General features: G+C 59.6%; 22 protein-coding genes and 1 pseudogene. 18 read left to right on the top strand and 5 right to left on the bottom strand.

Annotated elements, in window-relative coordinates; all coding sequences use genetic code 11:
- Window positions 1–44 precede the first annotated feature (44 nt).
- The 7 genes from hslV to IC37_RS09990 all read left to right on the top strand — a co-directional run bounded on the left by hslV (window position 45) and on the right by IC37_RS09990 (window position 7,929).
- A complete protein-coding gene (gene hslV, locus IC37_RS10020; RefSeq protein WP_030129223.1) occupies window positions 45–575 on the top strand; it encodes an ATP-dependent protease subunit HslV in 531 nt (176 codons plus the stop codon).
- A gap of 54 nt (window positions 576–629) precedes the next feature.
- The gene (gene hslU, locus IC37_RS10015) at window positions 630–1,970 is read left to right on the top strand and encodes an ATP-dependent protease ATPase subunit HslU (RefSeq protein ID WP_030129224.1); all 1,341 of its coding nucleotides are present in this window, start codon (window positions 630–632) and stop codon (window positions 1,968–1,970) included.
- A 178-nt stretch (window positions 1,971–2,148) separates the two neighbouring features.
- Window positions 2,149–2,526, top strand: a complete 378-nt coding sequence (locus IC37_RS10010) for a gamma-butyrobetaine hydroxylase-like domain-containing protein (protein WP_030129225.1) — start codon at window positions 2,149–2,151, stop codon at window positions 2,524–2,526.
- Window positions 2,527–2,768: 242 nt separating this feature from the next.
- Window positions 2,769–4,448, top strand: a complete 1,680-nt coding sequence (gene phaC / locus IC37_RS10005) for a class II poly(R)-hydroxyalkanoic acid synthase (protein WP_030129226.1) — start codon at window positions 2,769–2,771, stop codon at window positions 4,446–4,448.
- Window positions 4,449–4,582: 134 nt separating this feature from the next.
- Window positions 4,583–5,437 carry a poly(3-hydroxyalkanoate) depolymerase gene (phaZ, locus tag IC37_RS10000; RefSeq protein ID WP_030129227.1) on the top strand — a complete coding sequence of 285 codons (855 nt, stop codon included), beginning with the start codon at window positions 4,583–4,585 and terminating at the stop codon, window positions 5,435–5,437.
- A gap of 129 nt (window positions 5,438–5,566) precedes the next feature.
- On the top strand, window positions 5,567–7,249 hold the full coding sequence (phaC, locus tag IC37_RS09995; protein ID WP_030129228.1) for a class II poly(R)-hydroxyalkanoic acid synthase: 1,683 nt from the start codon (window positions 5,567–5,569) through the stop codon (window positions 7,247–7,249).
- A 59-nt stretch (window positions 7,250–7,308) separates the two neighbouring features.
- Window positions 7,309–7,929: a TetR/AcrR family transcriptional regulator gene (locus IC37_RS09990; RefSeq protein ID WP_030129229.1), complete on the top strand. Its 621-nt coding sequence runs from the start codon at window positions 7,309–7,311 to the stop codon at window positions 7,927–7,929.
- Window positions 7,930–8,199: 270 nt separating this feature from the next.
- Here IC37_RS09990 and IC37_RS09985 read toward each other — a convergent pair whose 3' ends face one another.
- The 3 genes from IC37_RS09985 to IC37_RS09975 form a co-directional block, all read right to left on the bottom strand.
- A complete protein-coding gene (locus tag IC37_RS09985) occupies window positions 8,200–8,961 on the bottom strand; it encodes a phasin family protein (protein ID WP_030129230.1) in 762 nt (253 codons plus the stop codon).
- A 10-nt stretch (window positions 8,962–8,971) separates the two neighbouring features.
- Window positions 8,972–9,394 (bottom strand): phasin family protein, encoded by a 423-nt coding sequence (locus IC37_RS09980; protein WP_030129231.1) that lies wholly within the window; start codon window positions 9,392–9,394, stop codon window positions 8,972–8,974.
- A 274-nt stretch (window positions 9,395–9,668) separates the two neighbouring features.
- On the bottom strand, window positions 9,669–9,944 hold the full coding sequence (locus tag IC37_RS09975) for a polyhydroxyalkanoic acid system family protein (protein ID WP_030129232.1): 276 nt from the start codon (window positions 9,942–9,944) through the stop codon (window positions 9,669–9,671).
- A 155-nt stretch (window positions 9,945–10,099) separates the two neighbouring features.
- On the opposite strand from IC37_RS09975, the gene ubiE reads away from it, so the two are divergent.
- From ubiE to IC37_RS30940, 11 genes and pseudogenes are all read left to right on the top strand, one after another.
- Window positions 10,100–10,870, top strand: coding sequence for a bifunctional demethylmenaquinone methyltransferase/2-methoxy-6-polyprenyl-1,4-benzoquinol methylase UbiE (ubiE, locus tag IC37_RS09970; protein WP_008005057.1), 771 nt, complete (start codon window positions 10,100–10,102; stop codon window positions 10,868–10,870).
- Complete coding sequence (locus IC37_RS09965; RefSeq protein ID WP_030129233.1) at window positions 10,870–11,493, top strand: SCP2 domain-containing protein; 624 nt, start codon at window positions 10,870–10,872, stop codon at window positions 11,491–11,493. Before ubiE ends, IC37_RS09965 begins: the two co-directional genes overlap by 1 nt.
- A complete protein-coding gene (gene ubiB, locus IC37_RS09960) occupies window positions 11,490–13,094 on the top strand; it encodes a ubiquinone biosynthesis regulatory protein kinase UbiB (protein ID WP_030129234.1) in 1,605 nt (534 codons plus the stop codon). Before IC37_RS09965 ends, ubiB begins: the two co-directional genes overlap by 4 nt.
- 91 nt (window positions 13,095–13,185) lie before the next feature.
- Window positions 13,186–13,587 (top strand): phosphoribosyl-AMP cyclohydrolase, encoded by a 402-nt coding sequence (gene hisI, locus IC37_RS09955; RefSeq protein WP_030129235.1) that lies wholly within the window; start codon window positions 13,186–13,188, stop codon window positions 13,585–13,587.
- Entirely contained in the window at window positions 13,580–13,912 is a 333-nt protein-coding gene (locus IC37_RS09950; RefSeq protein ID WP_007899279.1) for a phosphoribosyl-ATP diphosphatase, read from the top strand. Before hisI ends, IC37_RS09950 begins: the two co-directional genes overlap by 8 nt.
- A 24-nt stretch (window positions 13,913–13,936) precedes the next feature.
- Window positions 13,937–14,215 (top strand): twin-arginine translocase TatA/TatE family subunit, encoded by a 279-nt coding sequence (locus IC37_RS09945; protein WP_030129236.1) that lies wholly within the window; start codon window positions 13,937–13,939, stop codon window positions 14,213–14,215.
- A gap of 10 nt (window positions 14,216–14,225) precedes the next feature.
- The gene (tatB, locus tag IC37_RS09940; protein WP_030129237.1) at window positions 14,226–14,687 is read left to right on the top strand and encodes a Sec-independent protein translocase protein TatB; all 462 of its coding nucleotides are present in this window, start codon (window positions 14,226–14,228) and stop codon (window positions 14,685–14,687) included.
- A complete protein-coding gene (gene tatC / locus IC37_RS09935; protein ID WP_030129238.1) occupies window positions 14,684–15,478 on the top strand; it encodes a twin-arginine translocase subunit TatC in 795 nt (264 codons plus the stop codon). Before tatB ends, tatC begins: the two co-directional genes overlap by 4 nt.
- Entirely contained in the window at window positions 15,475–16,182 is a 708-nt protein-coding gene (locus IC37_RS09930; RefSeq protein ID WP_030129239.1) for a 16S rRNA (uracil(1498)-N(3))-methyltransferase, read from the top strand. Before tatC ends, IC37_RS09930 begins: the two co-directional genes overlap by 4 nt.
- A 217-nt stretch (window positions 16,183–16,399) precedes the next feature.
- Window positions 16,400–17,458: pseudogene (locus IC37_RS30945) on the top strand (methyl-accepting chemotaxis protein); the annotation flags it as partial.
- Window positions 17,444–18,316 carry a methyl-accepting chemotaxis protein gene (locus tag IC37_RS30940; protein WP_371916318.1) on the top strand — a complete coding sequence of 291 codons (873 nt, stop codon included), beginning with the start codon at window positions 17,444–17,446 and terminating at the stop codon, window positions 18,314–18,316. The pseudogene IC37_RS30945 and the gene IC37_RS30940, both read left to right, overlap by 15 nt.
- A 182-nt stretch (window positions 18,317–18,498) precedes the next feature.
- Here the strand turns inward: IC37_RS30940 and mdoH are convergent, their stop codons facing one another.
- The gene (mdoH, locus tag IC37_RS09920; protein ID WP_030129241.1) at window positions 18,499–21,069 is read right to left on the bottom strand and encodes a glucans biosynthesis glucosyltransferase MdoH; all 2,571 of its coding nucleotides are present in this window, start codon (window positions 21,067–21,069) and stop codon (window positions 18,499–18,501) included.
- On the bottom strand, window positions 21,062–22,867 hold the full coding sequence (locus tag IC37_RS09915) for a glucan biosynthesis protein G (RefSeq protein ID WP_030129242.1): 1,806 nt from the start codon (window positions 22,865–22,867) through the stop codon (window positions 21,062–21,064). The genes mdoH and IC37_RS09915 overlap by 8 nt, the downstream gene beginning before the upstream one ends.
- Between the last annotated feature and the right edge of the window lie 7 nt (window positions 22,868–22,874).

Here is a 22,874-nt window from a genome sequence, read left to right as displayed (position 1 = left end):
AGTTGGCAGAAGGCATTTTCGCCCCGCTGCGTGGAGACTCTCCCTTGACCACCATCGTTTCAGTTCGCCGCCACGGCAAAGTCGTCATGGGCGGCGACGGCCAGGTTTCGCTCGGCAATACCGTAATGAAAGGCAACGCGAAGAAAGTTCGCCGCCTGTACCACGGCCAGGTTATCGCCGGTTTTGCCGGGGCCACCGCTGACGCCTTCACCCTCTTCGAGCGTTTCGAAGGCCAGCTCGAGAAACATCAGGGCCACCTGGTTCGCGCCGCCGTCGAACTCGCCAAAGAATGGCGCACCGACCGCACCCTCAGCCGCCTCGAAGCCATGCTCGCGGTCGCCAACAAAGATGCCTCCCTGATCATCACCGGCAACGGTGACGTGGTTGAGCCCGAAGAAGGCCTGATCGCCATGGGTTCCGGCGGCGGCTACGCCCAGGCTGCCGCGAGTGCCCTGTTGAAGAAAACCGATTTGTCGGCCCGGGAAATTGTCGAAACAGCGCTCGGCATCGCCGGCGACATCTGCGTATTCACCAACCACACCTTCACCATCGAGGAGCAGGACCTCGCTGAGTAAGCCTGTTTCGGCCTAGCGCCACGGCTCACTTTTGCTTGAGGACCGCCAATTATTATGCCCATGACCCCCCGTGAAATCGTCCACGAACTCAATCGCCATATCATTGGCCAGGACGATGCCAAACGCGCCGTCGCCATCGCCTTGCGCAACCGCTGGCGCCGGATGCAGCTGCCCGAAGAGCTGCGCGTCGAAGTCACCCCCAAGAACATCCTGATGATCGGCCCGACCGGTGTCGGTAAAACCGAGATCGCCCGTCGCCTGGCCAAGCTCGCCAACGCGCCGTTCATCAAAGTCGAAGCAACCAAGTTCACCGAAGTGGGCTACGTCGGCCGCGACGTCGAATCGATCATTCGTGATCTGGCCGACGCCGCGATCAAACTGCTGCGCGAACAGGAAATGACCAAGGTTCGCCACCGCGCCGAAGACGCCGCCGAAGAACGCATCCTCGACGCTTTGCTGCCACCGGCACGCATGGGCTTCAGCAACGAGGACTCCGCACCGTCGGCCGACTCCAACACCCGTCAGCTATTCCGCAAACGCCTGCGTGAAGGTCAGCTGGATGACAAGGAGATCGAAATCGAAGTGGCCGAAGTGTCCGGCGTCGATATCTCCGCGCCACCGGGCATGGAAGAAATGACCAACCAGTTGCAGAGCCTGTTCGCCAACATGGGCAAGGGCAAGCGCAAAAACCGCAAGCTCAAGGTCAAGGAAGCGCTGAAACTGGTTCGCGACGAAGAAGCCGGTCGCCTGGTCAACGAAGAAGAATTGAAGGCCAAGGCCCTGGAAGCCGTTGAGCAGCACGGCATCGTGTTCATCGACGAAATCGACAAGGTCGCCAAGCGTGGCAATTCCGGTGGCATCGACGTGTCCCGCGAGGGCGTACAGCGCGACTTGCTGCCGCTGATCGAAGGCTGCACCGTCAACACTAAACTGGGCATGGTCAAGACCGACCATATCCTGTTCATCGCTTCCGGTGCGTTCCACCTGAGCAAGCCGAGCGATCTGGTGCCCGAGCTGCAAGGTCGTCTGCCAATTCGGGTTGAGCTCAAGGCCCTGAGCCCGGAAGATTTCGAGCGCATCCTCAGCGAACCACATGCCTCACTCACCGAGCAGTATTGTGCACTGCTGAAAACCGAAGGCCTGAACATCGAGTTCCAGCCGGACGGCATCAAGCGTCTCGCCGAGATCGCCTGGCAGGTCAACGAGAAAACCGAAAACATTGGCGCCCGTCGCCTGCACACCCTGCTCGAGCGTCTGCTCGAAGAGGTGTCGTTCAGCGCCGGTGATCTGGCCAGCACCCACGAGGACAAGCCTATCCTGATCGATGCCGATTACGTCAACAGCCACTTGGGCGAATTGGCGCAGAACGAAGACCTGTCCCGTTATATCCTGTAAGCCATACTTACAGTGTCAGCGAACCTGTGGGAGCGGGCTTGCTCGCGAAGAGGCCGTAACATTCAACACCTGTGTTGACTGCTACACCGCTTTCGCGAGCAAGCCCGCTCCCACATTAGAACTGTGGTGTTTTGCAGATCAGGTTCAACAGGTCTCCCACAAAGACGGACTGCCGGCCATGACCCAACTCCCCACCGACATCAAACTCCACAAAGCCTCAAAAACCCTGACGCTCAGATACGCGTCCGGCGAGGAATATCACCTGCCCGCCGAGTTCCTTCGCGTGCATTCTCCTTCCGCCGAAGTCCAGGGCCACGGCAAACCTGTCCTGCAATTTGGCAAGATCGGCGTAGGCCTGAGCAAGGTCGAACCGGCCGGTCAGTACGCACTGAAATTGACCTTCGACGACGGCCACGACAGCGGACTGTTCACTTGGGAATATCTGTACCAGCTGGCAGTGCGCCAAGAAGATCTCTGGAGTGATTATCTTGCGGAACTCAAAGCGGCTGGAAAGACCCGTGATCCGAATGAATCCGTCGTCAAGCTGATGCTCTAGGTCAGGCCTCTGGCTGTTTAGAGGGCATTTTCTAATTCCATCTGTTTGAATGCTTGGCTGCCGGGTCAACGATTGGCCCGCTTGCGAAAAAAATTAAACTCGGGTAACCAATGGAGCTGGCAAGTTCCGTGCATTTGTAGCTATGCGCAATTAACGGTCACCCGAGCAGTAGTACCTGGCGTTTGTTGTGTGACTACACAGCTGGGCTCAGGTACTCGCCTCAGGACAATGGAGCGTCGTAGATGAGTAACAAGCTTAACGATGACTTGAAATTTCAGGCTTCGGAAAACACCTTGGGGCTGAATCCTGTTGTTGGACTACGTAGAAAGGATCTCTTGGGCTCTGCTCGCATGGTGCTGAGCCAGGCCATCAGGCAACCCATCCACAGTGTCAAACATGTCGCCCATTTCGGCATCGAACTCAAGAACGTGCTGTTGGGAAAATCCGAGCTTCAACCACAAAGCGATGACCGTCGCTTCCTTGATCCGGCCTGGAGTCAGAACCCGCTCTACAAACGTTATTTGCAAACTTATCTGGCGTGGCGCAAGGAGCTTCACGCGTGGATCGATGACAGCAACCTCTCGCCCAAGGACGTCGCTCGCGGTCATTTTGTGATTAACCTCATGACCGAAGCCATGGCCCCGACCAACACGGCGGCCAACCCGGCGGCGGTCAAACGCTTCTTCGAAACCGGTGGCAAAAGCCTGCTCGACGGTCTCTCCCATCTGGCCAAGGATCTGGTGCACAACGGCGGCATGCCGAGCCAGGTCAATATGGGCGCGTTCGAAGTCGGCAAGAGCCTGGGCGTGACTGAAGGCGCAGTGGTGTTTCGCAACGACGTGCTGGAGCTGATCCAGTACCGACCGATCACCGAGCAGGTGCATGAACGCCCGCTGCTGGTGGTGCCGCCACAGATCAACAAGTTCTACGTTTTCGACCTGAGCCCGGACAAGAGCCTGGCGCGCTTCTGCCTGCGCAACAACGTGCAGACATTCATCGTCAGTTGGCGCAACCCGACCAAGGAGCAGCGCGAGTGGGGTCTGTCGACTTACATCGAAGCGCTCAAGGAAGCGGTCGATGTCGTCACGGCGATCACCGGCAGCAAAGACGTGAACATGCTCGGTGCCTGCTCCGGCGGCATCACTTGCACCGCCCTGCTGGGCCACTACGCAGCGATCGGCGAGAAGAAGGTCAACGCCCTCACCCTGCTGGTCAGCGTGTTGGACACCACCCTGGACAGCGATGTGGCCCTGTTCGTCGACGAGCAGACCCTCGAAGCCGCCAAGCGCCATTCCTACCAGGCCGGTGTGCTGGAAGGTCGCGACATGGCGAAAGTCTTCGCCTGGATGCGCCCCAACGACCTGATCTGGAACTACTGGGTCAACAACTACCTGCTGGGTAATGAGCCGCCGGTTTTCGACATTCTGTTCTGGAACAACGACACCACCCGGTTGCCCGCGGCGTTCCACGGCGACCTGATCGAGATGTTCAAAAACAACCCACTGATCCGCCCCGATGCCCTGGAAGTGTGCGGCACGCCGATCGACCTCAAGCAGGTGACCGCCGACATCTTTTCCCTGGCCGGCACCAACGATCACATCACTCCGTGGAAGTCCTGCTACAAATCCGCACAGCTGTTCGGCGGTAAAGTCGAGTTCGTACTGTCCAGCAGTGGGCATATCCAGAGCATTCTGAACCCTCCGGGCAATCCGAAAGCGCGCTACATGACCAGCACCGACATGCCGGTCAAAGCCGAAGAGTGGATGGAAAACTCCACCAAGCACACCGATTCCTGGTGGTTGCATTGGCAGGCATGGCAGGCCGAGCGTTCGGGCAAACTGAAAAAATCCCCCGCCAACCTTGGCAACAAGGCCTATCCAGCGGGTGAGGCTTCGCCGGGCACTTACGTGCATGAACGTTGAGCTTCAAATAACTCGCAGTCCGCGGCACTGGGAGGTGCCGCGATTTCTACCCATCACTCTCGAGGCCAGCCTCGAACATTCTGCGACGGCCCGGGACGGCTCGATCCGCGTTTAAAACCTACAGGGCTCCGTGCATGCCGCAACCGTTCGTCTTTCGTACCGTCAACCTGGATGGCCAGACCCTCCGCACTGCGGTACGCCCCGGCAAGCCTCACTTGACGCCCTTGCTGATTTTCAACGGCATCGGCGCCAACCTGGAGCTGATATTCCCGTTCGTCCAGGCTCTGGATCCGGACCTGGAAGTCATCGCCTTCGACGTACCCGGCGTCGGCGGCTCATCGACTCCCAACCGCCCGTATCGTTTTTCGGGCCTGGCGAAACTCACGGCGCGAATGCTCGACTATCTCGATTACGGGCAAGTCAACGTGATCGGCGTGTCGTGGGGTGGCGCCCTGGCGCAGCAGTTCGCCCATGACTATCCCGAGCGCTGCAAGAAGCTGGTATTGGCGGCCACGGCGGCCGGTGCCGTGATGGTGCCGGGCAAGCCGAAAGTGCTGTGGATGATGGCCAGCCCACGGCGCTACATCCAGCCATCCCATGTGATCCGTATCGCACCGATGATCTATGGCGGCTCGTTCCGTCGCGATCCGACCCTGGCAGCCAGTCACGCCGCCAGGGTCCGCTCGGCAGGCAAACTCGGTTATTACTGGCAGCTGTTCGCCGGCCTCGGCTGGACCAGCATTCACTGGCTGCACAAGATCAACCAGCCGACCCTGGTGTTGGCCGGCGACGACGATCCACTGATCCCCCTGATCAACATGCGCATGTTGGCTTGGCGAATTCCCAACGCCCAATTGCACATCATCGACGATGGGCATCTGTTTTTGATTACCCGTGCCGAAGCGGTGGCACCGATCATCATGAAGTTTCTTGAGGAAGAACGTCAGCGCGCAGTAATGCATCCACATCCGGCGCCATCGGGCGGTTAACCGATCCCGACTTTTGTTTATGAAAAGGAGTCGGCAAGAGGCCGTGCCGCGCAACAACCCGTAACAACGTCTATGGTGTTTTGTTCGGGTGTGTTTGTTTTTGGCCTGATGACGAAGGAGTGTTAACTCATGCGCGACAAACCAGCGAAGGGCTCTTTGCCCACTCCCGCTGCATTCATCAATGCACAAAGTGCGGTTACCGGTCTGCGCGGCCGGGACCTGCTTTCGACCTTGCGCAGCCTGGCCACCCACGGCCTGCGCAACCCGGTGTATACGGCCCGGCATGCCTTGAAGCTGGGCGGCCAGTTGGGCCGCGTCCTGTTGGGTGAGACCCTGCACCCGACCAACCCGCAGGACAGTCGCTTTGCCGACCCGACGTGGAGCCTCAATCCTTTTTATCGCCGCAGCCTGCAGGCCTATCTGAGCTGGCAGAAAGAAGTCAAAAGCTGGATCGACGAAAGCAACATGAGCCCGGACGATCGTGCCCGCGCCCACTTCGCCTTTGCCTTGATCAACGATGCCGTGGCGCCGTCCAACACCCTGCTCAATCCGCTGGCGATCAAGGAGTTTTTCAACTCCGGCGGCAATAGTCTGGTGCGGGGTATCGGCCATCTGCTCGACGACCTTATGCACAACGACGGTCTGCCAAGACAAGTCACCAAACAAGCATTCGAGGTGGGCAAAACGGTCGCCACCACCACCGGCTCCGTGGTGTTTCGCAATGAGCTGCTGGAGCTGATCCAGTACAAGCCGATGAGCGAAAAGCAGTATTCCAAGCCATTGCTGATTGTCCCGCCACAGATCAACAAGTACTACATTTTCGACTTGAGCCCCGGCAACAGCTTCGTCCAGTACGCCCTTAAAAACGGCTTGCAGACCTTCATTATCAGCTGGCGCAATCCCGATGTGCGTCATCGCGAATGGGGGTTGTCGTCTTACGTCGAAGCCGCCGAAGAAGCGATGAATGTGTGCCGGGCAATCACCGGCGCTCGCGAGGTCAACCTGATGGGGGCCTGTGCCGGCGGGCTGACCATCGCCGCGCTGCAAGGGCATTTGCAGGCCAAGCGGCAGCTGCGACGTGTGTCCAGTGCGACCTACCTGGTCAGTATGCTCGACAGCCAGATAGACAGCCCGGCCACCCTCTTCGCCGACGAACAGACGCTGGAAGCGGCCAAGCGCCGCTCGTATCAGAAGGGTGTTCTGGAAGGTCGCGACATGGCCAGGGTGTTTGCCTGGATGCGGCCCAACGATTTGATCTGGAATTACTTCGTCAATAACTACCTGCTGGGCAAGGAGCCGCCGGCGTTCGACATCCTCTACTGGAACAATGACAACACGCGCCTGCCGGCGGCATTTCATGGCGACCTGCTGGATTTCTTCAAGCACAACCCGCTGAATCATCCGGGCGGGCTGGAAGTGTGCGGCACGCCAATCGACCTGCAGAAAGTCACCGTCGACAGTTTCAGCGTGGCGGGCATGAATGATCACATCACCCCATGGGATGCGGTGTATCGCTCGACATTGCTGCTGGGGGGCGAGCGGCGCTTTGTGCTGTCCAACAGCGGTCATGTGCAGAGCATTCTCAACCCGCCCAATAGTCCGAAAGCGAACTACGTCGAGAATCCGAAACTGAGCAGCGACCCGCGAGCCTGGTATTACGACGCCAAGCGCGTCGACGGTAGTTGGTGGACACAATGGCTGGGCTGGATTCAGGAACGCTCCGGCGCGCAACACGAAACCCAGATGGCCCTCGGCAACCAGAACTATCCACCGATGGAGGCGGCACCCGGTACTTACGTGCGCGTGCGCTGACGTTCAACGAACCACGGCCGCCAATGGCCGTGGCATGACTCGACCATTAAGAAGACTGGATGAAAACCCGCGACCGGATTCTCGAATGTGCCCTGCAGTTGTTCAATCAGAAGGGCGAACCGAATGTGTCCACCATGGAAGTGGCCAACGAAATGGGCATCAGCCCGGGCAACCTCTACTACCATTTCCACGGCAAGGAACCGCTGATCCTCGGGCTGTTCGAGCGTTTCCAGGCCGAGCTGACGCCCTTGCTAGATCCACCGTCCGATGTGGAATTGGCGCCTGATGATTACTGGCTGTTCCTGCACCTGATCGTCGAACGCCTGGCCCACTACCGGTTTCTGTTCCAGGACCTGTCGAACCTTGCCGGCCGCCTGCCGAAACTGGCCAAGGGAATACGCAACCTGCTCAATGCGTTGAAGCGCACACTGGCGTCATTGCTGGCGCAGTTGAAAGCTAAAGGTCAGTTGGTCAGTGACACCCAGGCGCTGGGGCAGTTGGTGGAACAAATCACCATGACGTTGCTGTTCTCGCTGGACTATCAGCGGATTCTCGACCGTGAAGGTGAAGTGAGACTGGTGGTGTATCAGATCATGATGCTGGTGGCGCCGCATCTGCTGCCGCCGGTGAAAATCGCAACCGAGCGGTTGGCGTTGCAGTACCTCGAAGAGCACGACTGACCCTGTGGGAGCGGGCTTGCTCGCGAAATCGGTGTGTCAATCGACATCACTGTTGAATGATGAATCGCTTTCGCGAGCAAGCCCGCTCCCACATTGGATCTTCGGAGCCTTCCAGAATGCATGCACAAACAAAAACGCCCGACCTTCGCAGGCAGGGCGTGATCGTTCCATGCTCCGCGTGGGAATGCAGCCGGTGACGCTCTGCGTCACTGCCGCAATGGACGCGGAGCGTCCGGTGAGGCATTCCCACGCGGAGCGTGGGAACGATCATCAGGACTGACTGGTTGGCGTCGACGGAGCCGGCGCGATAGTCGGGGTTACAGCAGGGGTCGGCGCAGCGGCGGAGTTCGCCGTGCTGACCGGGGTTACCGGTTTGGCGGCGGCCGCTGCTGGTTTCGGTGCGGCCGCTTTCGGGGCTGCCGGTTTTTTCACTGCTGGCTTCTTCGCGGCAGCCGGTTTGGCCGCTGCGGTTTTAGCTGCAGGTTTAGCGGCCGCTTTGGCAGCAGGTTTCGCCGCTGCAGTTTTGGCTGCCGGTTTAGCGGTAGCCTTGGCCAACGGTTTGGCTACGCTTTTGGCTGCTGGTTTGGCTGCCGCGGTTTTCGCCGCAACAGGCGCAACCTTGGCACCGGTGAGTTTTTCGATTTGCTTGGTCAGGGTATCGACCTTGCTGTGCAGCGCTTTTACCTCATTGCGGCTCGGTACACCCAAGCGCGAAATGGCGCTGTTCAGACGCTTGTCGAAAGCCCCTTCCAGCTCATCCCATTTGCCCAGTGCGCGATCTTTCACGCCGCTGATGCGCGACTTGGCCGACGAAGCGGAGTCCTTGGCGGCATCGACTTTTTTGCCGACAGCGCTCTTGGTGAGCTTCTCGGCTTTCTCACCGTCCTTGACCAATGTATCGAAGAGCTTGCTGCCGTCAGTGTCAATCTTCGAGTACACGCCTAAACCAGCCAGCCAGATCTTGCGGGAGTAGTCTTCGACCTTCCCGATCCACGAGCTGCCTTCTTTTTCAGTAGTCTTTTTGCCAGCCATCCCGTTCTCCTTAAGATTTACGCGCGACACGTTCGAGCAATGCCGTCAGCTCATCGAGCTTAGCAGAGAGTGTCTCCACGTCATGTTTAGACGGAATGCCGATACGATTCAAGGCGCTTGCGATACGTGTATCGAAAGCCCTTTCGACTTTGTCGAGTTGAAGTTCGACTTTGCCTTTGAAAGTGCTCACTTCACTCTTGGCTTCATCGATCTCGGCATTGGCCGCTTCAAGTTTTTCAGTGACGACTTTTTTTCCTTTACTTTCAACAGCTTGACCAGCCTTGATCAACTCTTGAACGTACTCGCTACCCTCTTGACCGACCTTGGTGTAAGCACCCAGACCAGCCAGCCAGATTTTGCGTGCATACGATTTGACGTCGCTCGGAGCGTTAGTCTCAACGTCGACTTTTTTCTTCAAAATAACTTTGGCCATGGTGCACCTCACGCGCAGAAGGGTCGAGGAACTGCCCGCAGAGAGTCGGGCTCAGGCACAAAGTAGTGAGAATAATTAGAAACGGCACCCTAACAAGTGACACAAAACCTGTAGACGCAGAACAAATGTGGGAGCGGCGGTGCGACGATTCGACTTGCTCGCGAATGCGGTGTGTCATTCAGCATTGATGTCGATTGACACACCGCATTCGCGAGCAAGTCGAATCGTCGCACCGCCGCTCCCACATTAATCGCATTTCATAGAAGGAAATGGATCAGGTCAGTGCTTTATCGAGCGCCCTTTCGATTTCCGATTTGATGGTGCCGCTCATGGCGGACATCAACAGGCCCAGTTCGACATCGACCTTGATCGAGTCCTCGCCCACATACACCGCCCCTTTTACACCCGAGCGTCTGAGATTCAGGGTGTCGCCGGACCACTGCGGCTCCAGGCCATATTGTTCGGACAGTTTCTGCGCCAACTTGTCGGCCTTCTCGCGGGCCGCTTCCTTACCCAGGCCATGGGCACGCTCAACACTAATACGGGCCATCGAATGACTCCTGCTTTATCGTGACTTGCTCAAGACATCTTGACCCTGCATGCGTCAAAACGTCCCGGTAATTGCCTATCTTACCTTCAGCCTTGCCAAGACAAAGCAGGCCACCGGGATTAGAATGTCCCGCATTCTCTTTTGGTGACAGCGATATGACTGATCAGCGCAAAGGCAGCGATGCCGAACCCACCACTCACTTCGGCTTCAAAAACGTTCCGGAAAGCCAGAAAGCGGAAAAAGTCGCTGAGGTTTTCCACTCGGTAGCCGCCAAGTATGACCTGATGAACGACCTCTTGTCGGGCGGCATGCACCGTCTGTGGAAGCGCTTCGCGATCGAACTGTCGGGCGTGCGCACCGGTAACCGCGTGCTGGACATCGCCGGCGGCACTGGCGACCTGACCCGCAAGTTTTCGCATCTTGTGGGACCGACTGGTCAGGTAGTGTTGGCCGACATCAACGAATCCATGCTCAAGGTCGGTCGTGACCGCCTGCTGGATCTGGGTGTGTCCGGCAACGTCGAATTCGTCCAGGCCGATGCTGAAAAACTGCCGTTCCCGGACAACCATTTCGATTGCGTCACCATCGCTTTCGGTCTGCGCAACGTGACTCACAAAGAAGATGCCCTGCGCTCGATGCTGCGCGTGCTGAAACCGGGCGGCCGTTTGCTGGTGCTGGAATTCTCCAAACCGACCAACGCGCTGATGTCCAAAGCCTACGACGCCTACTCGTTCGCCTTCATGCCGTTGATGGGCAAGCTGATCACCAATGATTCGGAAAGCTATCGCTACCTGGCCGAATCGATCCGCATGCACCCGAATCAGGAAACCCTGAAGTCGATGATGGTCGAGGCCGGTTTCGACCGCGTGACGTACCACAACATGACCGCAGGCATCGTTGCCCTGCACCGCGGCATCAAGCCCTGATGTTGCTGGCCGGCCTGCTTGCCAGCGTTGAGCTCGGCCTGAACCGGGTGCTGCGTCTCGACAGCACGGCGCTGCCGCGGCTGGCGCATTTGAGTGGCAAGGTGATTGCCGTCGACTGCCGTAGCCCGGTCCTGCAACTGTTTATCCTGCCCAGCGATGAAGGCCTGATGCTGGCGTCCCAGTGGGAAACCGGCGCCGACTGCACCTTGCGTGCACCGGCCTCAAGCCTGCTGAAATTGGCGATGAACAAGGACAAGACCTCGGTCCTGCATGAGCCTGAAGTCGAACTCGACGGCGACAGTGGCGTGCTGCTGGAACTGGCGGCGATCCTTCAGGACCTCGAACTGGACTGGGAGTACGAACTCTCGCGCTGGCTCGGACCTGTCGCTACGCAACTGGTCGGCGGTCATCTGCGCAGTCGCGCACGCTGGTATCAGCAAGGGTTCGCCAGCCTGAACCAGAACCTGGGCGAATACCTGGCCGAAGAATCGCGCACCCTCGTCGGTCTGCGCGAAGCTGAAGCCCGTTTCAATGAACTGGACCAGATCAAGCTCGATCTGGAACGTCTCGAGGCGCGTTTCGAGCGCCTCTCCCGATCCCTCGACCCAAGCGATAACGCATGAAGCTGCTTGCCGTCCGCCGTTTGTTGCGCATCCAGCGCGTCGTGATCCGCTACCGCCTCGATGACTTGCTGTTCGCCCTGCCGCTGCCCTGGTTTCTGCTGGCCCTGCGCTACGCCTTGCCGTGGCGCTGGTTCCCGCGCAAGACGCTGGAGCTGAGTCGTGGCATGCGATTGCGCCTGGCGTTGCAGGACCTGGGGCCGATTTTCATCAAGTTCGGCCAGATCCTTTCGACGCGCCGCGACCTGCTGCCCGAAGACATCGCCGATGAACTGATGATGCTGCAGGACCGCGTGCCGCCGTTCGACTCGCAAGTGTCGATCAAGCTGATCGAAGAGCAGCTCGGCAAAAAAATCAGTGAAGTCTTCAGCCGTTTCGACGTCGAACCGCTGGCCTCGGCCTCGGTGGCGCAAGTGCATGCCGCGCAGCTGAAAACCGGTGAAGAAGTCGTCGTCAAAGTGATCCGCCCGGGTCTGAAACCGATCATTGCCCAGGATCTGGCGTGGCTGTTCATTCTTGCCCGCGCCGCGGAAAAGCTCTCGGCCGACGCTCGCTTGCTGCACCCGGTGGACGTGGTCATCGACTACGAAAAAACCATCTACGACGAACTCGACCTGCTGCGCGAGGCGGCTAACGCCAGCCAGCTGAAACGCAATTTCGAAGGTTCGCCGCTGCTCTATGTGCCGCAAGTCTATTGGGACTGGTGCCGGCCGAAAGTGCTGGTGATGGAGCGCATCTACGGGATTCAGGTCACCGACCTCGCGACTCTGGCCGACCAGCGCACCGACATGAAAATGCTCGCCGAGCGTGGTGTGGAGATTTTCTTCACCCAGGTGTTCCGCGACAGTTTCTTCCACGCCGACATGCACCCCGGCAACATCTTCGTCAGCACCGTGCAACCGTGGAGCCCGCAGTACATCGCGATCGACTGCGGCATCGTCGGCAGCCTGACCCCGGAAGACCAGGACTATCTGGCGCGCAACCTGTTCGCGTTCTTCAAGCGTGATTACCGCCGTGTCGCGCAGTTGCACATCGATTCGGGCTGGGTGCCGGCGGAAACCAAACTCAACGAATTCGAAGCGGCGATTCGCACAGTGTGCGAGCCGATCTTCGAAAAACCGTTAAAAGATATTTCCTTCGGTCAGGTGCTGATGCGCCTGTTCCAGACCGCTCGACGCTTCAACATGGAAGTGCAGCCGCAGTTGGTGTTGCTGCAAAAAACCCTGTTGAACATCGAAGGCCTGGGCCGTCAGTTGTACCCGGACCTCGACCTGTGGAACACCGCCCAGCCATTCCTCGAGCGCTGGATGCGCGAGCGTGTCAGCCCCAAAGCCTTGCTGGGCAACGTGCAGAGCCAGTTCGAGCAAATCCCGCACCTGACCAACATGGCCCGCGACCTGCTCGAGCGCATGTCCCAGCCCCATGCCAAGGACCCGCCGCCCCCTTGGCACAAGCGCAAGGACGACTGGTTCATGCGCCTGCTCGGCAGCGCTCACCTCGCCGGTGGCACGATACTCGCCGCCGGTGGCCCGTTGAACGAACTGGGGCACTGGCCCGCCGGGATCATGGTGGCGGTCGGTTTGTATCTGGTCGTTCGCCGATAGCCAGTTGGATGATCGGCTGGCACACTGTTTGAACGCTGAATTTGAACATTGGCCTCAACTATTGAAGTAGAGCCCGCTGTCGGAGTCGAAGATGAAAAACTGGCTGGACGAGATCAAGTGGGACACCGATGGCCTGGTGCCGGCGATTGCCCAGGATCATAAGACCGGACGCGTCCTGATGATGGCCTGGATGAACCGCGAAGCGCTGGAACTGACCGCTGCCGAGAACCGTGCCATTTACTGGTCACGTTCCCGTGGCAAGCTGTGGCGCAAGGGCGAAGAGTCCGGCCACGTGCAAACCCTGCATGAGATGCGCCTGGACTGTGACGCTGACGTGATCATCCTGATGGTTGAGCAGATCGGCGACATCGCCTGCCATACCGGCCGTCAGAGCTGTTTCTACCGTGTCTTCGAGAACGGCGACTGGAAAACTGTCGACCCGGTTCTGAAAGACCCGCACGCTATCTACTCCGCAGGACACACACATGAGTGACACTTTGACCCGTCTGGCCCAGGTGCTCGAAGAGCGCAAAGGCGCCGCTGCCGACAGCTCGTATGTCGCCAGTCTGTACCACAAGGGCTTGAACAAGATTCTGGAAAAAGTCGGCGAAGAGTCGGTCGAAACCATCATTGCCGCCAAGGATGCCGCCATCAGCGGTGACTGCAGCGATGTGATCTACGAGACTGCCGATTTGTGGTTCCACAGCATGGTCATGCTCGCCCAACTGGGGCAGCATCCACAGGCTGTGCTCGATGAACTGGACCGTCGCTTCGGTCTGTCCGGACATGCCGAGAAAGCCTCTCGCCCGTCCGCCTGAACAACTATTAGAGAGGAACGCAATATGGGCATTTTTGACTGGAAACACTGGGTCGTCATCCTGGTTGTCGTGGTGCTGGTGTTCGGCACCAAGAAGCTGAAAAACCTCGGCACCGACGTGGGCGAGTCGATCAAGGGCTTTCGCAAAGCCATGAACGATGAAGACAAGCCGGTTGACCCGACTGTTACCCCGGCCCAACCGGTCCCACCTGTTCAGCCGCAGGCCGCACAGTCCGTGAACCCGCCGCACACCATCGATGTGCAGGCGCAAAAAGTCGAAGAGCCGATCCGCAAAGACTCGTGAGCACTGACTAATGTTTGGTATCAGCTTCTCTGAACTGCTGCTCGTCGGCCTCGTTGCCCTGCTGGTGCTGGGGCCCGAGCGTCTGCCGGGTGCTGCGCGCACCGCCGGCCTGTGGGTCGGGCGGCTGAAGCGCAGCTTCAACGCGATCAAACAGGAAGTTGAACGTGAAATCGGTGCCGACGAGATCCGCCGGCAACTGCACAACGAGCACATTCTGTCCCTGGAGCAGGAGGCGCGGAAGATCTTCACGCCGACTCAGCAGGAGGCCACACCGGTTCAGCCGGTTGAGCCTGTGGCGGAGCAGACGATTCATGCTCCGACTGCAGAAGCTGCACCTGCCGCTGCAGCGACGGAAACGGTGAAAGCTGTTGAACCGGCGCCGGTTGTCGCGTCCGTAGAACCTGCTGCTCCTGCCGCCGCGCCGACAACACCGGCGCCTCACGACACCACTTTGCCGCCGCGAGCCTCATGAGCGATCTCCCCGAAAACGACCAGCACATGCCGCTGGTTTCGCACCTCACCGAGTTGCGCACTCGCCTGCTGCGCTGTGTAGCGGCGATTTTCATTATCTTTGCCGGGCTGTTCGCCTTCACCCAGCAGATCTACACCTTCGTCTCCACGCCGCTGCGCCAGTACCTGCCGGCCGGCGCGACGATGATCGCCACCGACGTGTCGTCGCCGTTCCTGACGCCGCTGAAGCTGACCATGATGGTCTCGCTGTTCCTGGCGATTCCGGTGATCCTGCACCAGATCTGGGGTTTCATCGCGCCGGGTCTGTACAAACATGAGAAGCGCATCGCAGTGCCATTGCTGGTGTCCAGCATTCTGCTGTTCTACACCGGCATGGCCTTCGCCTATTTCCTGGTGTTCCCGCTGATTTTCAAGTTCTTCGCCGCCGCCACTCCCGCCGGAGTGGAAATGATGACCGACATCACCAGCTACCTCGATTTCGTCATGACGCTGTTCTTCGCCTTCGGCGTGGCGTTCGAGATTCCTGTAGCCGTGGTGCTGCTGGTGTGGATCGGCGTGGTCAACGTCGCCTACCTGAAGAAGATTCGTCCGTACGTGATCATCGGCTGCTTCGTGGTCGGCATGATCCTGACGCCGCCGGACATCTTCTCGCAGACGCTGTTGGCTGTTCCGATGTGGTTGCTGTTCGAGATCGGCATCCTGTTCGGTAGCCTGATCAGCAAGCGCGGCGAGCACCCGGACGATCAGCCGGCTGACGATCACAACGACCAGCCGCCAGCGACCCAAGCGTGAACCTGCTGCTCCTCGAAGAGGCCGACTTCATTGCGGCCGACCGGGCGATCCTGCGCGATCGCCGGTTGACTCATATGCAGGAAGTCCATCGTTCCGTTGTCGGCGACAGCCTGCGGGTCGGGCGTATTGGCGGCTTGATGGGCTCGGCCGAATTGCTGCGCCTGGACGCCGATGAAGCCGAGTTACGCGTCACCCTCGACCAGCCGCCACCGGCCAAGCTGCCGCTGACTTTGGTGCTGGCTCTGCCGCGACCGAAAATGCTCCGTCGGGTGTTTCAGACCGTGGCCGCCATGGGTGTGCCGCGCATCGTGCTGGTGAACAGCTATCGCGTCGAGAAGAGCTTCTGGCAAACCCCGTTCCTGGAACCCGAGGCGATTCGCGAGCAATTGATCCTGGGTCTTGAACAGGCCCGGGACAGCGTGCTGCCGGAGGTCGTTATCGAGAAGCGCTTCAAGCCCTTTGTCGAAGATCGTCTGCCGGCCATTGCCGAAGGCACCCTCGGTCTGGTCGGCCATCCCGGTAATTACCCGCCCTGCCCTCGTGGCCTGGACGAACCCGTGACCCTGGCCATCGGCCCAGAAGGCGGCTGGATTCCCTACGAGATCGACTTGCTGGGTAAGGCCGGCCTGCAACCGGTGCAACTCGGCGACCGCATCCTGCGGGTCGAAACCGCCGTCACCGCGCTGCTTTCGCGACTGTTTTAAGCCAAACAACCTACCTGTGGCGAGGGGGCTTGCCCCCGCTCGACTGCGAAGCAGTCGTAAAACCGGTGAATGCGGTCCTTCTGGTAAAAAGCGGTGGCCGCTTCGCGCCCAAGCGGGAGCAAGATCCCTCGCCACAAGTGTTTACTCGCCTACAGATTCCTGCCCGCCGGCCGATACAGCTCCCATAAAACCGATTAGGTCCTAGGGGAGTTGCAGCATGTACCGTTGGCTAGCCGAGAAACTGGGAAACGTAAGCGTCAATCGCAAACTGGGTGTCGGCTTCGGTCTGGTGCTGCTTCTAACCTTATTGATCACCTTCACCGGCTGGACCGGCCTGAGCGGTGTGATCAGCCGTGGCGATACGCTTGGGTTTATTTCCAGCCTCAATGAGCTGACCAAAGACCTGCGCCTGGCCCGCCTGGATTACGACATGCGCCGTGGCGAACAAGGCCCGGGCGCCGTCAACGAGCTGACCGGCCAACTCGATACCGGCCTGAAAACCGCCCGCACGCTGATCGAACAGCCTGCCGACGTGGCAATGATCGACCAGCAATTGGCCGCAGTCAGTGAATACAAACGCGCGTTCGCTGATCTGACTCAGGCCACCGCCACCCGCGAAGATGCTCGCAGCAAACTGGGCGCCACCGCCGATAACGCCGTGGCCCGGGTCGCTGAAGTCGAAAAATCCCTGTTGCAAGGCGACAGTGTCGCCCAGTTCAACAGCGTGATCGACCTGAGCAAACTGATTCAGCAAGCGCGCTTCCAGGTCCGTGGCTACACCTACAGCGGCAAGCCCGAGGCCCAACAGCCGGCATTGGACGCCATCGACAACGCCCTGAAAAACCTCGAGAGCCTGCCGTCTCAACTGCCGGAACAACACATCGCCAATCTGCAACAGGCGACCGATTCGCTCAAAGCTTACCGCGCAGCCGTCAGCCAGTTCCGCGACTCCCAAGTCGCCAGCGCCGCAGCCCTCAAGCGTATGAGCGCGCAAGGCGACATTCTGCTCGACGTCAGCAAAAAGCTCACCGTCTCGCAAACCGTCGTGCGTGACACCGATGCGGCACACGCCAAAAACCTGCTGCTGATGGCCACCGTCCTCGCGTCGGCCTTTGGTTTGTTCGCGGCTTGGGCCATCACCCGCCAGATCGTCATTCCTCTGAGCCAGACCCTCAAAGTGGCCGAACGTGTCGCCGCGGGCGACCTGACTCACAACCTGACTTCCGAACGCCAGGACGAATTGGGTCAGCTACAGCGCGCCATGCAGAGCATGACCCTGGGCCTGCGGGAACTGATCGGCGGCATCAGCGATGGCGTGACACAAATCGCCAGTGCCGCTGAAGAGCTGTCCGCCGTCACCGAGCAGACCAGCGCCGGGGTCAACAGCCAAAAGGTCGAAACCGATCAGGTGGCCACCGCGATGCACGAAATGACCGCCACCGTGCAAGAGGTCGCGCGTAACGCCGAGGAAGCGTCCGAAGCTGCCGTTGCCGCCGACCAGCAGGCCCGCGAGGGTGACAAGGTGGTTGGCGAAGCCATCGCCCAGATCGAACGCCTGGCGACCGAAGTCGGCAACTCCACCGTCGCCATGGGCGATCTGAAGCGCGAAAGCGACAAGATCGGCAGCGTGCTCGATGTGATCAAGTCCGTGGCCCAGCAAACCAACCTGCTGGCGCTCAACGCCGCCATCGAAGCTGCCCGCGCCGGTGAAGCCGGGCGCGGTTTTGCGGTGGTCGCTGACGAAGTTCGCAGCCTGGCCCAGCGCACCCAGAAGTCCACCGAAGAAATCGAAGAGCTGATCGTCGGCCTACAGACCGGCACTCAGAAAGTCGCGACCATCATGGACAATAGCCGCAGCCTGACCGACAGCAGCGTCGAACTGACTCGCCGCGCCGGTAGCTCACTGGAAAGCATCACCCGCACCGTGTCGGCGATCCAGTCGATGAACCAGCAGATCGCCGCCGCTGCCGAGCAACAGAGCGCAGTGGCCGCGGAGATCAACCGCAGCGTGCTGAACGTGCGTGATGTGTCCGAGCAGACCTCGGCCGCAAGTGAAGAGACCGCGGCCTCCAGCGTCGAGCTGGCGCGGCTGGGGACGCATTTGCAGATGCTGGTGGGGCGGTTCAAGGTTTGAGGTGATGTGGGTATCCCGGTTCGCTTGAAGCCGGGGTGATGCAATCGCGGGCAAACCCGCTCCCACAGGATCCGTGCCGAACACAAAGTTGGGTTCAGTCAGATCAACTGTATGAGGCGTTCCCGGCAGCGCGTGGGAATGACCATCAGCACAAAAAAACCCCGCTTTCGCGGGGTTTTTCATTAGGCCAACTGAGGCTGCACGCTCACAGGCTTGAGCGGCAGCAGCGGCGCATGGGGATCGGCATCCACCGATGTGCGCCAGGCTTGCAGCCACTCGGCATGGCCTTCGTTCCAGACCTGCTCATGCAAGCGACCCAGTGCCACCGGATCACTCAGCAGGGCCACGCGCTCGTTGTTGGTCAGCCCGGCAGGCCCGACCTTCATCGCATGGCGAACCCGCTCGATGCGCAGCCATTCGATCGGCTCGGCCTGACGGTGACGAGACGTCGCCAGTGCACAGGCCAACGCGTTCTGCTGTGGATCGACCACTGCCCGGACGAAGCCGTCGTTCAGCGCATGCCAACGGTTTTCGTGGGTGTACTGGTCGGTCGCCAGCAACGCCTGTGGCGGATTGTATTCCTCAGGAATCAGGAACAGGCTTTCGTCACGAGACTTCAGGCCCAGGCCGACACGACTGGAGATCACCGATACCGGGATCGACAGCATCAGCGAACCGACAATCGGCACCAGCCACCAGAGGAAGCTCGGGTTCAGCCAGATCACCAACAGCGCCCAGAAGAAGCCCAGCAAGGTTTGCGGGCCGTGGCGTTTGACCGCTTCGCTCCACGGCGTGGAGTCATCGTCACGTTGCGGCGAGTTCCAGGTCGCGGCCCAGCCGAGGAACGCGGCGAGTACGAAACGGGTGTGGAAAATCATCCGCACCGGCGCCAGCAGCATGGAGAACAACATCTCCAGCAGCATCGACAGCGTCACCTTGAACTTGCCACCGAACTCTTTCGCGCCCTTGGCCCAGATCAGGATGATGCTCAGCAATTTCGGCAGGAACAGCAGCACGATGGTCGTCGAGAACAACGCAATTGCCTTGTCCGGCTGCCATTGTGGCCACAGTGGATAGAGCTGACGCGGCTCCAGGAAGTATTGCGGCTCCATCAACGTGTTGACCGCCAGCAAGGCCGTCGACAACACCAGGAACAAGAACCACAACGGCGCAGACAGGTACGACATCACGCCAGTCAGGAACACCGCACGGTGCACCGGGTGCATGCCCTTGACCAGGAACAGCCGGAAGTTCATCAAGTTACCGTGGCACCAGCGACGGTCACGCTTGAGTTCGTCCAGCAGGTTCGGCGGCAGTTCTTCGTAGCTGCCCGGCAAGTCGTAGGCAATCCATACGCCCCAGCCGGCACGGCGCATCAGCGCAGCTTCGACGAAGTCGTGGGACAGAATCGCACCGGCAAACGCGCCTTTACCAGGCAACGGCGCCAGGGCGCAGTGCTCGATGAACGGCTTCATGCGGATAATCGCGTTGTGGCCCCAGTAGTGGGATTCGCCCAACTGCCAGAAGTGCAGACCGGCGGTGAACAACGGACCGTACACACGGGTGGCGAACTGCTGCATACGCGCATAAAGGGTGTCCATGCCCGACGCTCGCGGCGCGGTCTGGATGATCCCGGCATCCGGCGTGGCTTCCATCAGGCGCACCAGACTGCTCAGGCATTCGCCGCTCATCACGCTGTCGGCGTCGAGCACGACCATGTACTTGTAGTCACCGCCCCAACGACGGCAGAAGTCGTCGAGGTTGCCGCTTTTACGTTTTACGCGGCGGCGACGGCGACGATAGAAGATCTTGCCGAAACCTTTGGCTTCACGGCAGACATCCAGCCAGGCCTGCTGCTCGGCAACGCAGATGTCGGCGTCGTTACTGTCGCTGAGCACGAAAAAGTCGAAGCGATCCAGGTTACCCGAGGCCGCAACCGATTCGAAGGTCGCCCGCAAACCGGCAAACACCCGCGGCACGTCTTCGTTACAGATCGGCATCACCAATGCGGTGCGTGCGTCCTTGGCGATCGGCTCGTTGCCGGCGCTGGCGCCGGAAATGCGGTACTTGTCACGGCCGGTGATCAACTCAAGGAAGCCCATCAGCGCGGTCCAGAAGCCGGCCGAGACCCAGCAGAACAGAATCCCGAACATGATCAGAATGCTGGTTTGCAAGGCATATGGCAGCACTTGCGTGGCGGTTTGGGTCAGCGGTTGATGCAGGACTTCTTCAAGATCGACGAACGACCAGCCCTGGTACGGCATGATGCCTTTCATGTACCAGCCGGCGACGATGGTCTGACCGAGCATCAGCACCAGCAGAATGTAGCGGCGGATCGAACCGACGGTGCGCCAGCGAGCCGCCGGCAGCACGTTCTCATCCTTCGGCGGGGCCGGCGGATTGGTGCGACCGGTCAGCCGACGCCAGCCACGCACCAGAATGTTGGTGCGCCACGGCTCCGGCACGACTTTGGTCCGACGGATCGGCGGGGTTGCCTTGAGGCAAACCCGACCACTGGCGTCGAGCACCAGCATTTGCGCATCCGCCAGTTCTTCTGCGGTGTTCAGGGTCAGGCGCCGGCCGACAGAGGCTTGAGCAGCCTCGGTCGGCGCGTCGAACGTCGAGGACGACAGACGTTCGTGCAGTTCACTGAAAGACTTGCAGCCCGCGAGTTCCGCGCGCTGCTCGTCGCTCATCGGCAAATGCGCCAGGTACTCGGCAAGCGTTTGTGGCTGTACTTGTAAATTACTCATCGGCGGGCAACTGATAGCTCCAGGTCTCGGTCAGGACTTGTTCAGTCGGTTCCGATTCCGTTGTGGCTGGGGCCGCTTCGGCAGCGACAGGCTGCTTGGCGTCTTTGTTGTCCTTGTCCTTGGTATCCTTGACTTGCTGGGCTTGTGCTTCAGTCTGCTTGGCTTCCTTGTCCTTCTTCTCTTGCTGGCGGGCGGCGATCTTGTCGGCCTTGGCAACGGAAGAAGTGGATGCTGGCGCCGCGGTCTTGAGCGCCTCGGCAGGCGAGACGTTCTTGACCAGCGCTGCACGCATCTCGGTGGATTTGCTCGGATCCTTGATCTTCATCCGCAGGGTCAAGCGCCAGCCCTTGGTTTCAGGGTTGTAACGGACGCTGTTCTCGACCAGTTCTGCGTTGTCGCCAACGCTCACCTGGCTGCGTACTTCGGCATCTTCCGGCAGGACTTGCAGGGAGGGGCCTTCGAAATCCACCAGATAGGCCACGCTGCCGTCCGGCTGACGAATCAGGTTCGACTGCTTGACATCACCCGTGGAACGCAGGGTCTGTTGAACCCAGGCGCTGTCCGGCGAATGCAGGGAGGCTTCGTCGATGGTCCAGTGCATGCGGTATGCAACGTCCAGGGACTGGCCAGGCTCAGGCAGTTTTTCCGGGCTCCAGAAAGCGACGATATTGTCGTTGGTTTCGTCGGCCGTAGGAATCTCTACCAGATCGACGGAGCCTTTGCCCCAATCGCCTTTCGGTTCGATCCAGGCACTTGGGCGCTTGTCATAGCGGTCATCGAGGTCTTCGTAGTGACTGAAGTCACGGCCACGTTGCAGCAAGCCGAAACCGCGCGGGTTCTCGATCGAGAAGTTGCTCACGGACAGGTGTTTCGGATTGTTCAGTGGACGCCAGATCCATTCGCCGTTGCCAGCATGAATCGACAGACCGCTGGAGTCGTGCAGTTCGCGACGATAGTTCAGCACTTTCGACGGCTGGTTGGCGCCGAACAGGAACATGCTGGTCAGCGGTGCAACGCCGAGTTTGGTGACCTTGTCACGCAGGAACATCTTGGCCTTGACGTCGACGACCGTGTCGCTGCCCGGACGCAGGGTCAGGCGATAGGCACCGGTGGCACGCGGCGAATCCAGCAGGGCGAAGATCACCAGATGCTTGTCGCCCGGCTTGGGCTGTTGAATCCAGAACTCGGTGAAGCGCGGGAACTCTTCGCCGGACGGCAGTGCGGTATCGATGGCCATGCCGCGAGCGGACAAGCCATAAGTGTGACCTTTGCCGATGACGCGGAAATAACTCGCGCCGAGCATGGTCATGATTTCGTCTTGCTTGTCGGCCTTGTTGATCGGGTACAGCACACGGAAACCGGCATAACCCAGTTGTTCGGTGGCTTTAGGATCGAACTTCACGTCGCCGAAATCGAAACGACTTGGGTCGTATTTGATCTCTTCGACGGTGTTGGCCGTGATTTCGTTGATTTTCACCGGCGTATCGAAGTGCATACCCTGGTGATAGAACGAAAGCTTGAAGGGGGTTTTCTGGTTCGCCCATTCGGCTTTTTCCGTGAGGAACCGGATTTTTTGATAGTCCGCGAATTTCATCTCGCGAAATTCATTCGGCAGGTTACTGCGCGGGGCTTCGTATTTTTGCCCGGCCAGCTCTTTTGCCTTGACCGATACGTCATCCAGATTGAATGCCCAAAGCTGGCCGGCGCTGAACAGGCAGAGCAGTGCAGAGCCTGCTACCAGAGCGCTTCGAAACCGTTTGGCAGACAATTTTGGTGCATTACAGGGACTAACAATCACGAGCAAC

The sequence above is a fragment of the Pseudomonas sp. QTF5 genome, assembly GCF_000512695.2.
In the GTDB taxonomy this organism is placed as follows: domain Bacteria; phylum Pseudomonadota; class Gammaproteobacteria; order Pseudomonadales; family Pseudomonadaceae; genus Aquipseudomonas.
The sequence above is the reverse complement of the archived record's forward strand: the minus strand, read 5'-3'. Positions and strand labels throughout refer to the sequence as shown.

What these genes read in the sequence shown, in the direction of transcription:
- hslU (WP_030129224.1), top strand. Translation starts at nt 630, where the DNA reads ATGCCCATGACCCCCCGTGAAATCGTCCACGAACTCAATCGCCATATC.
- IC37_RS10010 (WP_030129225.1), top strand. Translation starts at nt 2,149, where the DNA reads ATGACCCAACTCCCCACCGACATCAAACTCCACAAAGCCTCAAAAACC.
- phaC (WP_030129226.1), top strand. Translation starts at nt 2,769, where the DNA reads ATGAGTAACAAGCTTAACGATGACTTGAAATTTCAGGCTTCGGAAAAC.
- phaZ (WP_030129227.1), top strand. Translation starts at nt 4,583, where the DNA reads ATGCCGCAACCGTTCGTCTTTCGTACCGTCAACCTGGATGGCCAGACC.
- phaC (WP_030129228.1), top strand. Translation starts at nt 5,567, where the DNA reads ATGCGCGACAAACCAGCGAAGGGCTCTTTGCCCACTCCCGCTGCATTC.
- IC37_RS09990 (WP_030129229.1), top strand. Translation starts at nt 7,309, where the DNA reads ATGAAAACCCGCGACCGGATTCTCGAATGTGCCCTGCAGTTGTTCAAT.
- IC37_RS09985 (WP_030129230.1), bottom strand. Translation starts at nt 8,961, where the DNA reads ATGGCTGGCAAAAAGACTACTGAAAAAGAAGGCAGCTCGTGGATCGGG.
- IC37_RS09980 (WP_030129231.1), bottom strand. Translation starts at nt 9,394, where the DNA reads ATGGCCAAAGTTATTTTGAAGAAAAAAGTCGACGTTGAGACTAACGCT.
- IC37_RS09975 (WP_030129232.1), bottom strand. Translation starts at nt 9,944, where the DNA reads ATGGCCCGTATTAGTGTTGAGCGTGCCCATGGCCTGGGTAAGGAAGCG.
- ubiE (WP_008005057.1), top strand. Translation starts at nt 10,100, where the DNA reads ATGACTGATCAGCGCAAAGGCAGCGATGCCGAACCCACCACTCACTTC.
- IC37_RS09965 (WP_030129233.1), top strand. Translation starts at nt 10,870, where the DNA reads ATGTTGCTGGCCGGCCTGCTTGCCAGCGTTGAGCTCGGCCTGAACCGG.
- ubiB (WP_030129234.1), top strand. Translation starts at nt 11,490, where the DNA reads ATGAAGCTGCTTGCCGTCCGCCGTTTGTTGCGCATCCAGCGCGTCGTG.
- hisI (WP_030129235.1), top strand. Translation starts at nt 13,186, where the DNA reads ATGAAAAACTGGCTGGACGAGATCAAGTGGGACACCGATGGCCTGGTG.
- IC37_RS09950 (WP_007899279.1), top strand. Translation starts at nt 13,580, where the DNA reads ATGAGTGACACTTTGACCCGTCTGGCCCAGGTGCTCGAAGAGCGCAAA.
- IC37_RS09945 (WP_030129236.1), top strand. Translation starts at nt 13,937, where the DNA reads ATGGGCATTTTTGACTGGAAACACTGGGTCGTCATCCTGGTTGTCGTG.
- tatB (WP_030129237.1), top strand. Translation starts at nt 14,226, where the DNA reads ATGTTTGGTATCAGCTTCTCTGAACTGCTGCTCGTCGGCCTCGTTGCC.
- tatC (WP_030129238.1), top strand. Translation starts at nt 14,684, where the DNA reads ATGAGCGATCTCCCCGAAAACGACCAGCACATGCCGCTGGTTTCGCAC.
- IC37_RS30940 (WP_371916318.1), top strand. Translation starts at nt 17,444, where the DNA reads ATGCAGAGCATGACCCTGGGCCTGCGGGAACTGATCGGCGGCATCAGC.
- mdoH (WP_030129241.1), bottom strand. Translation starts at nt 21,069, where the DNA reads ATGAGTAATTTACAAGTACAGCCACAAACGCTTGCCGAGTACCTGGCG.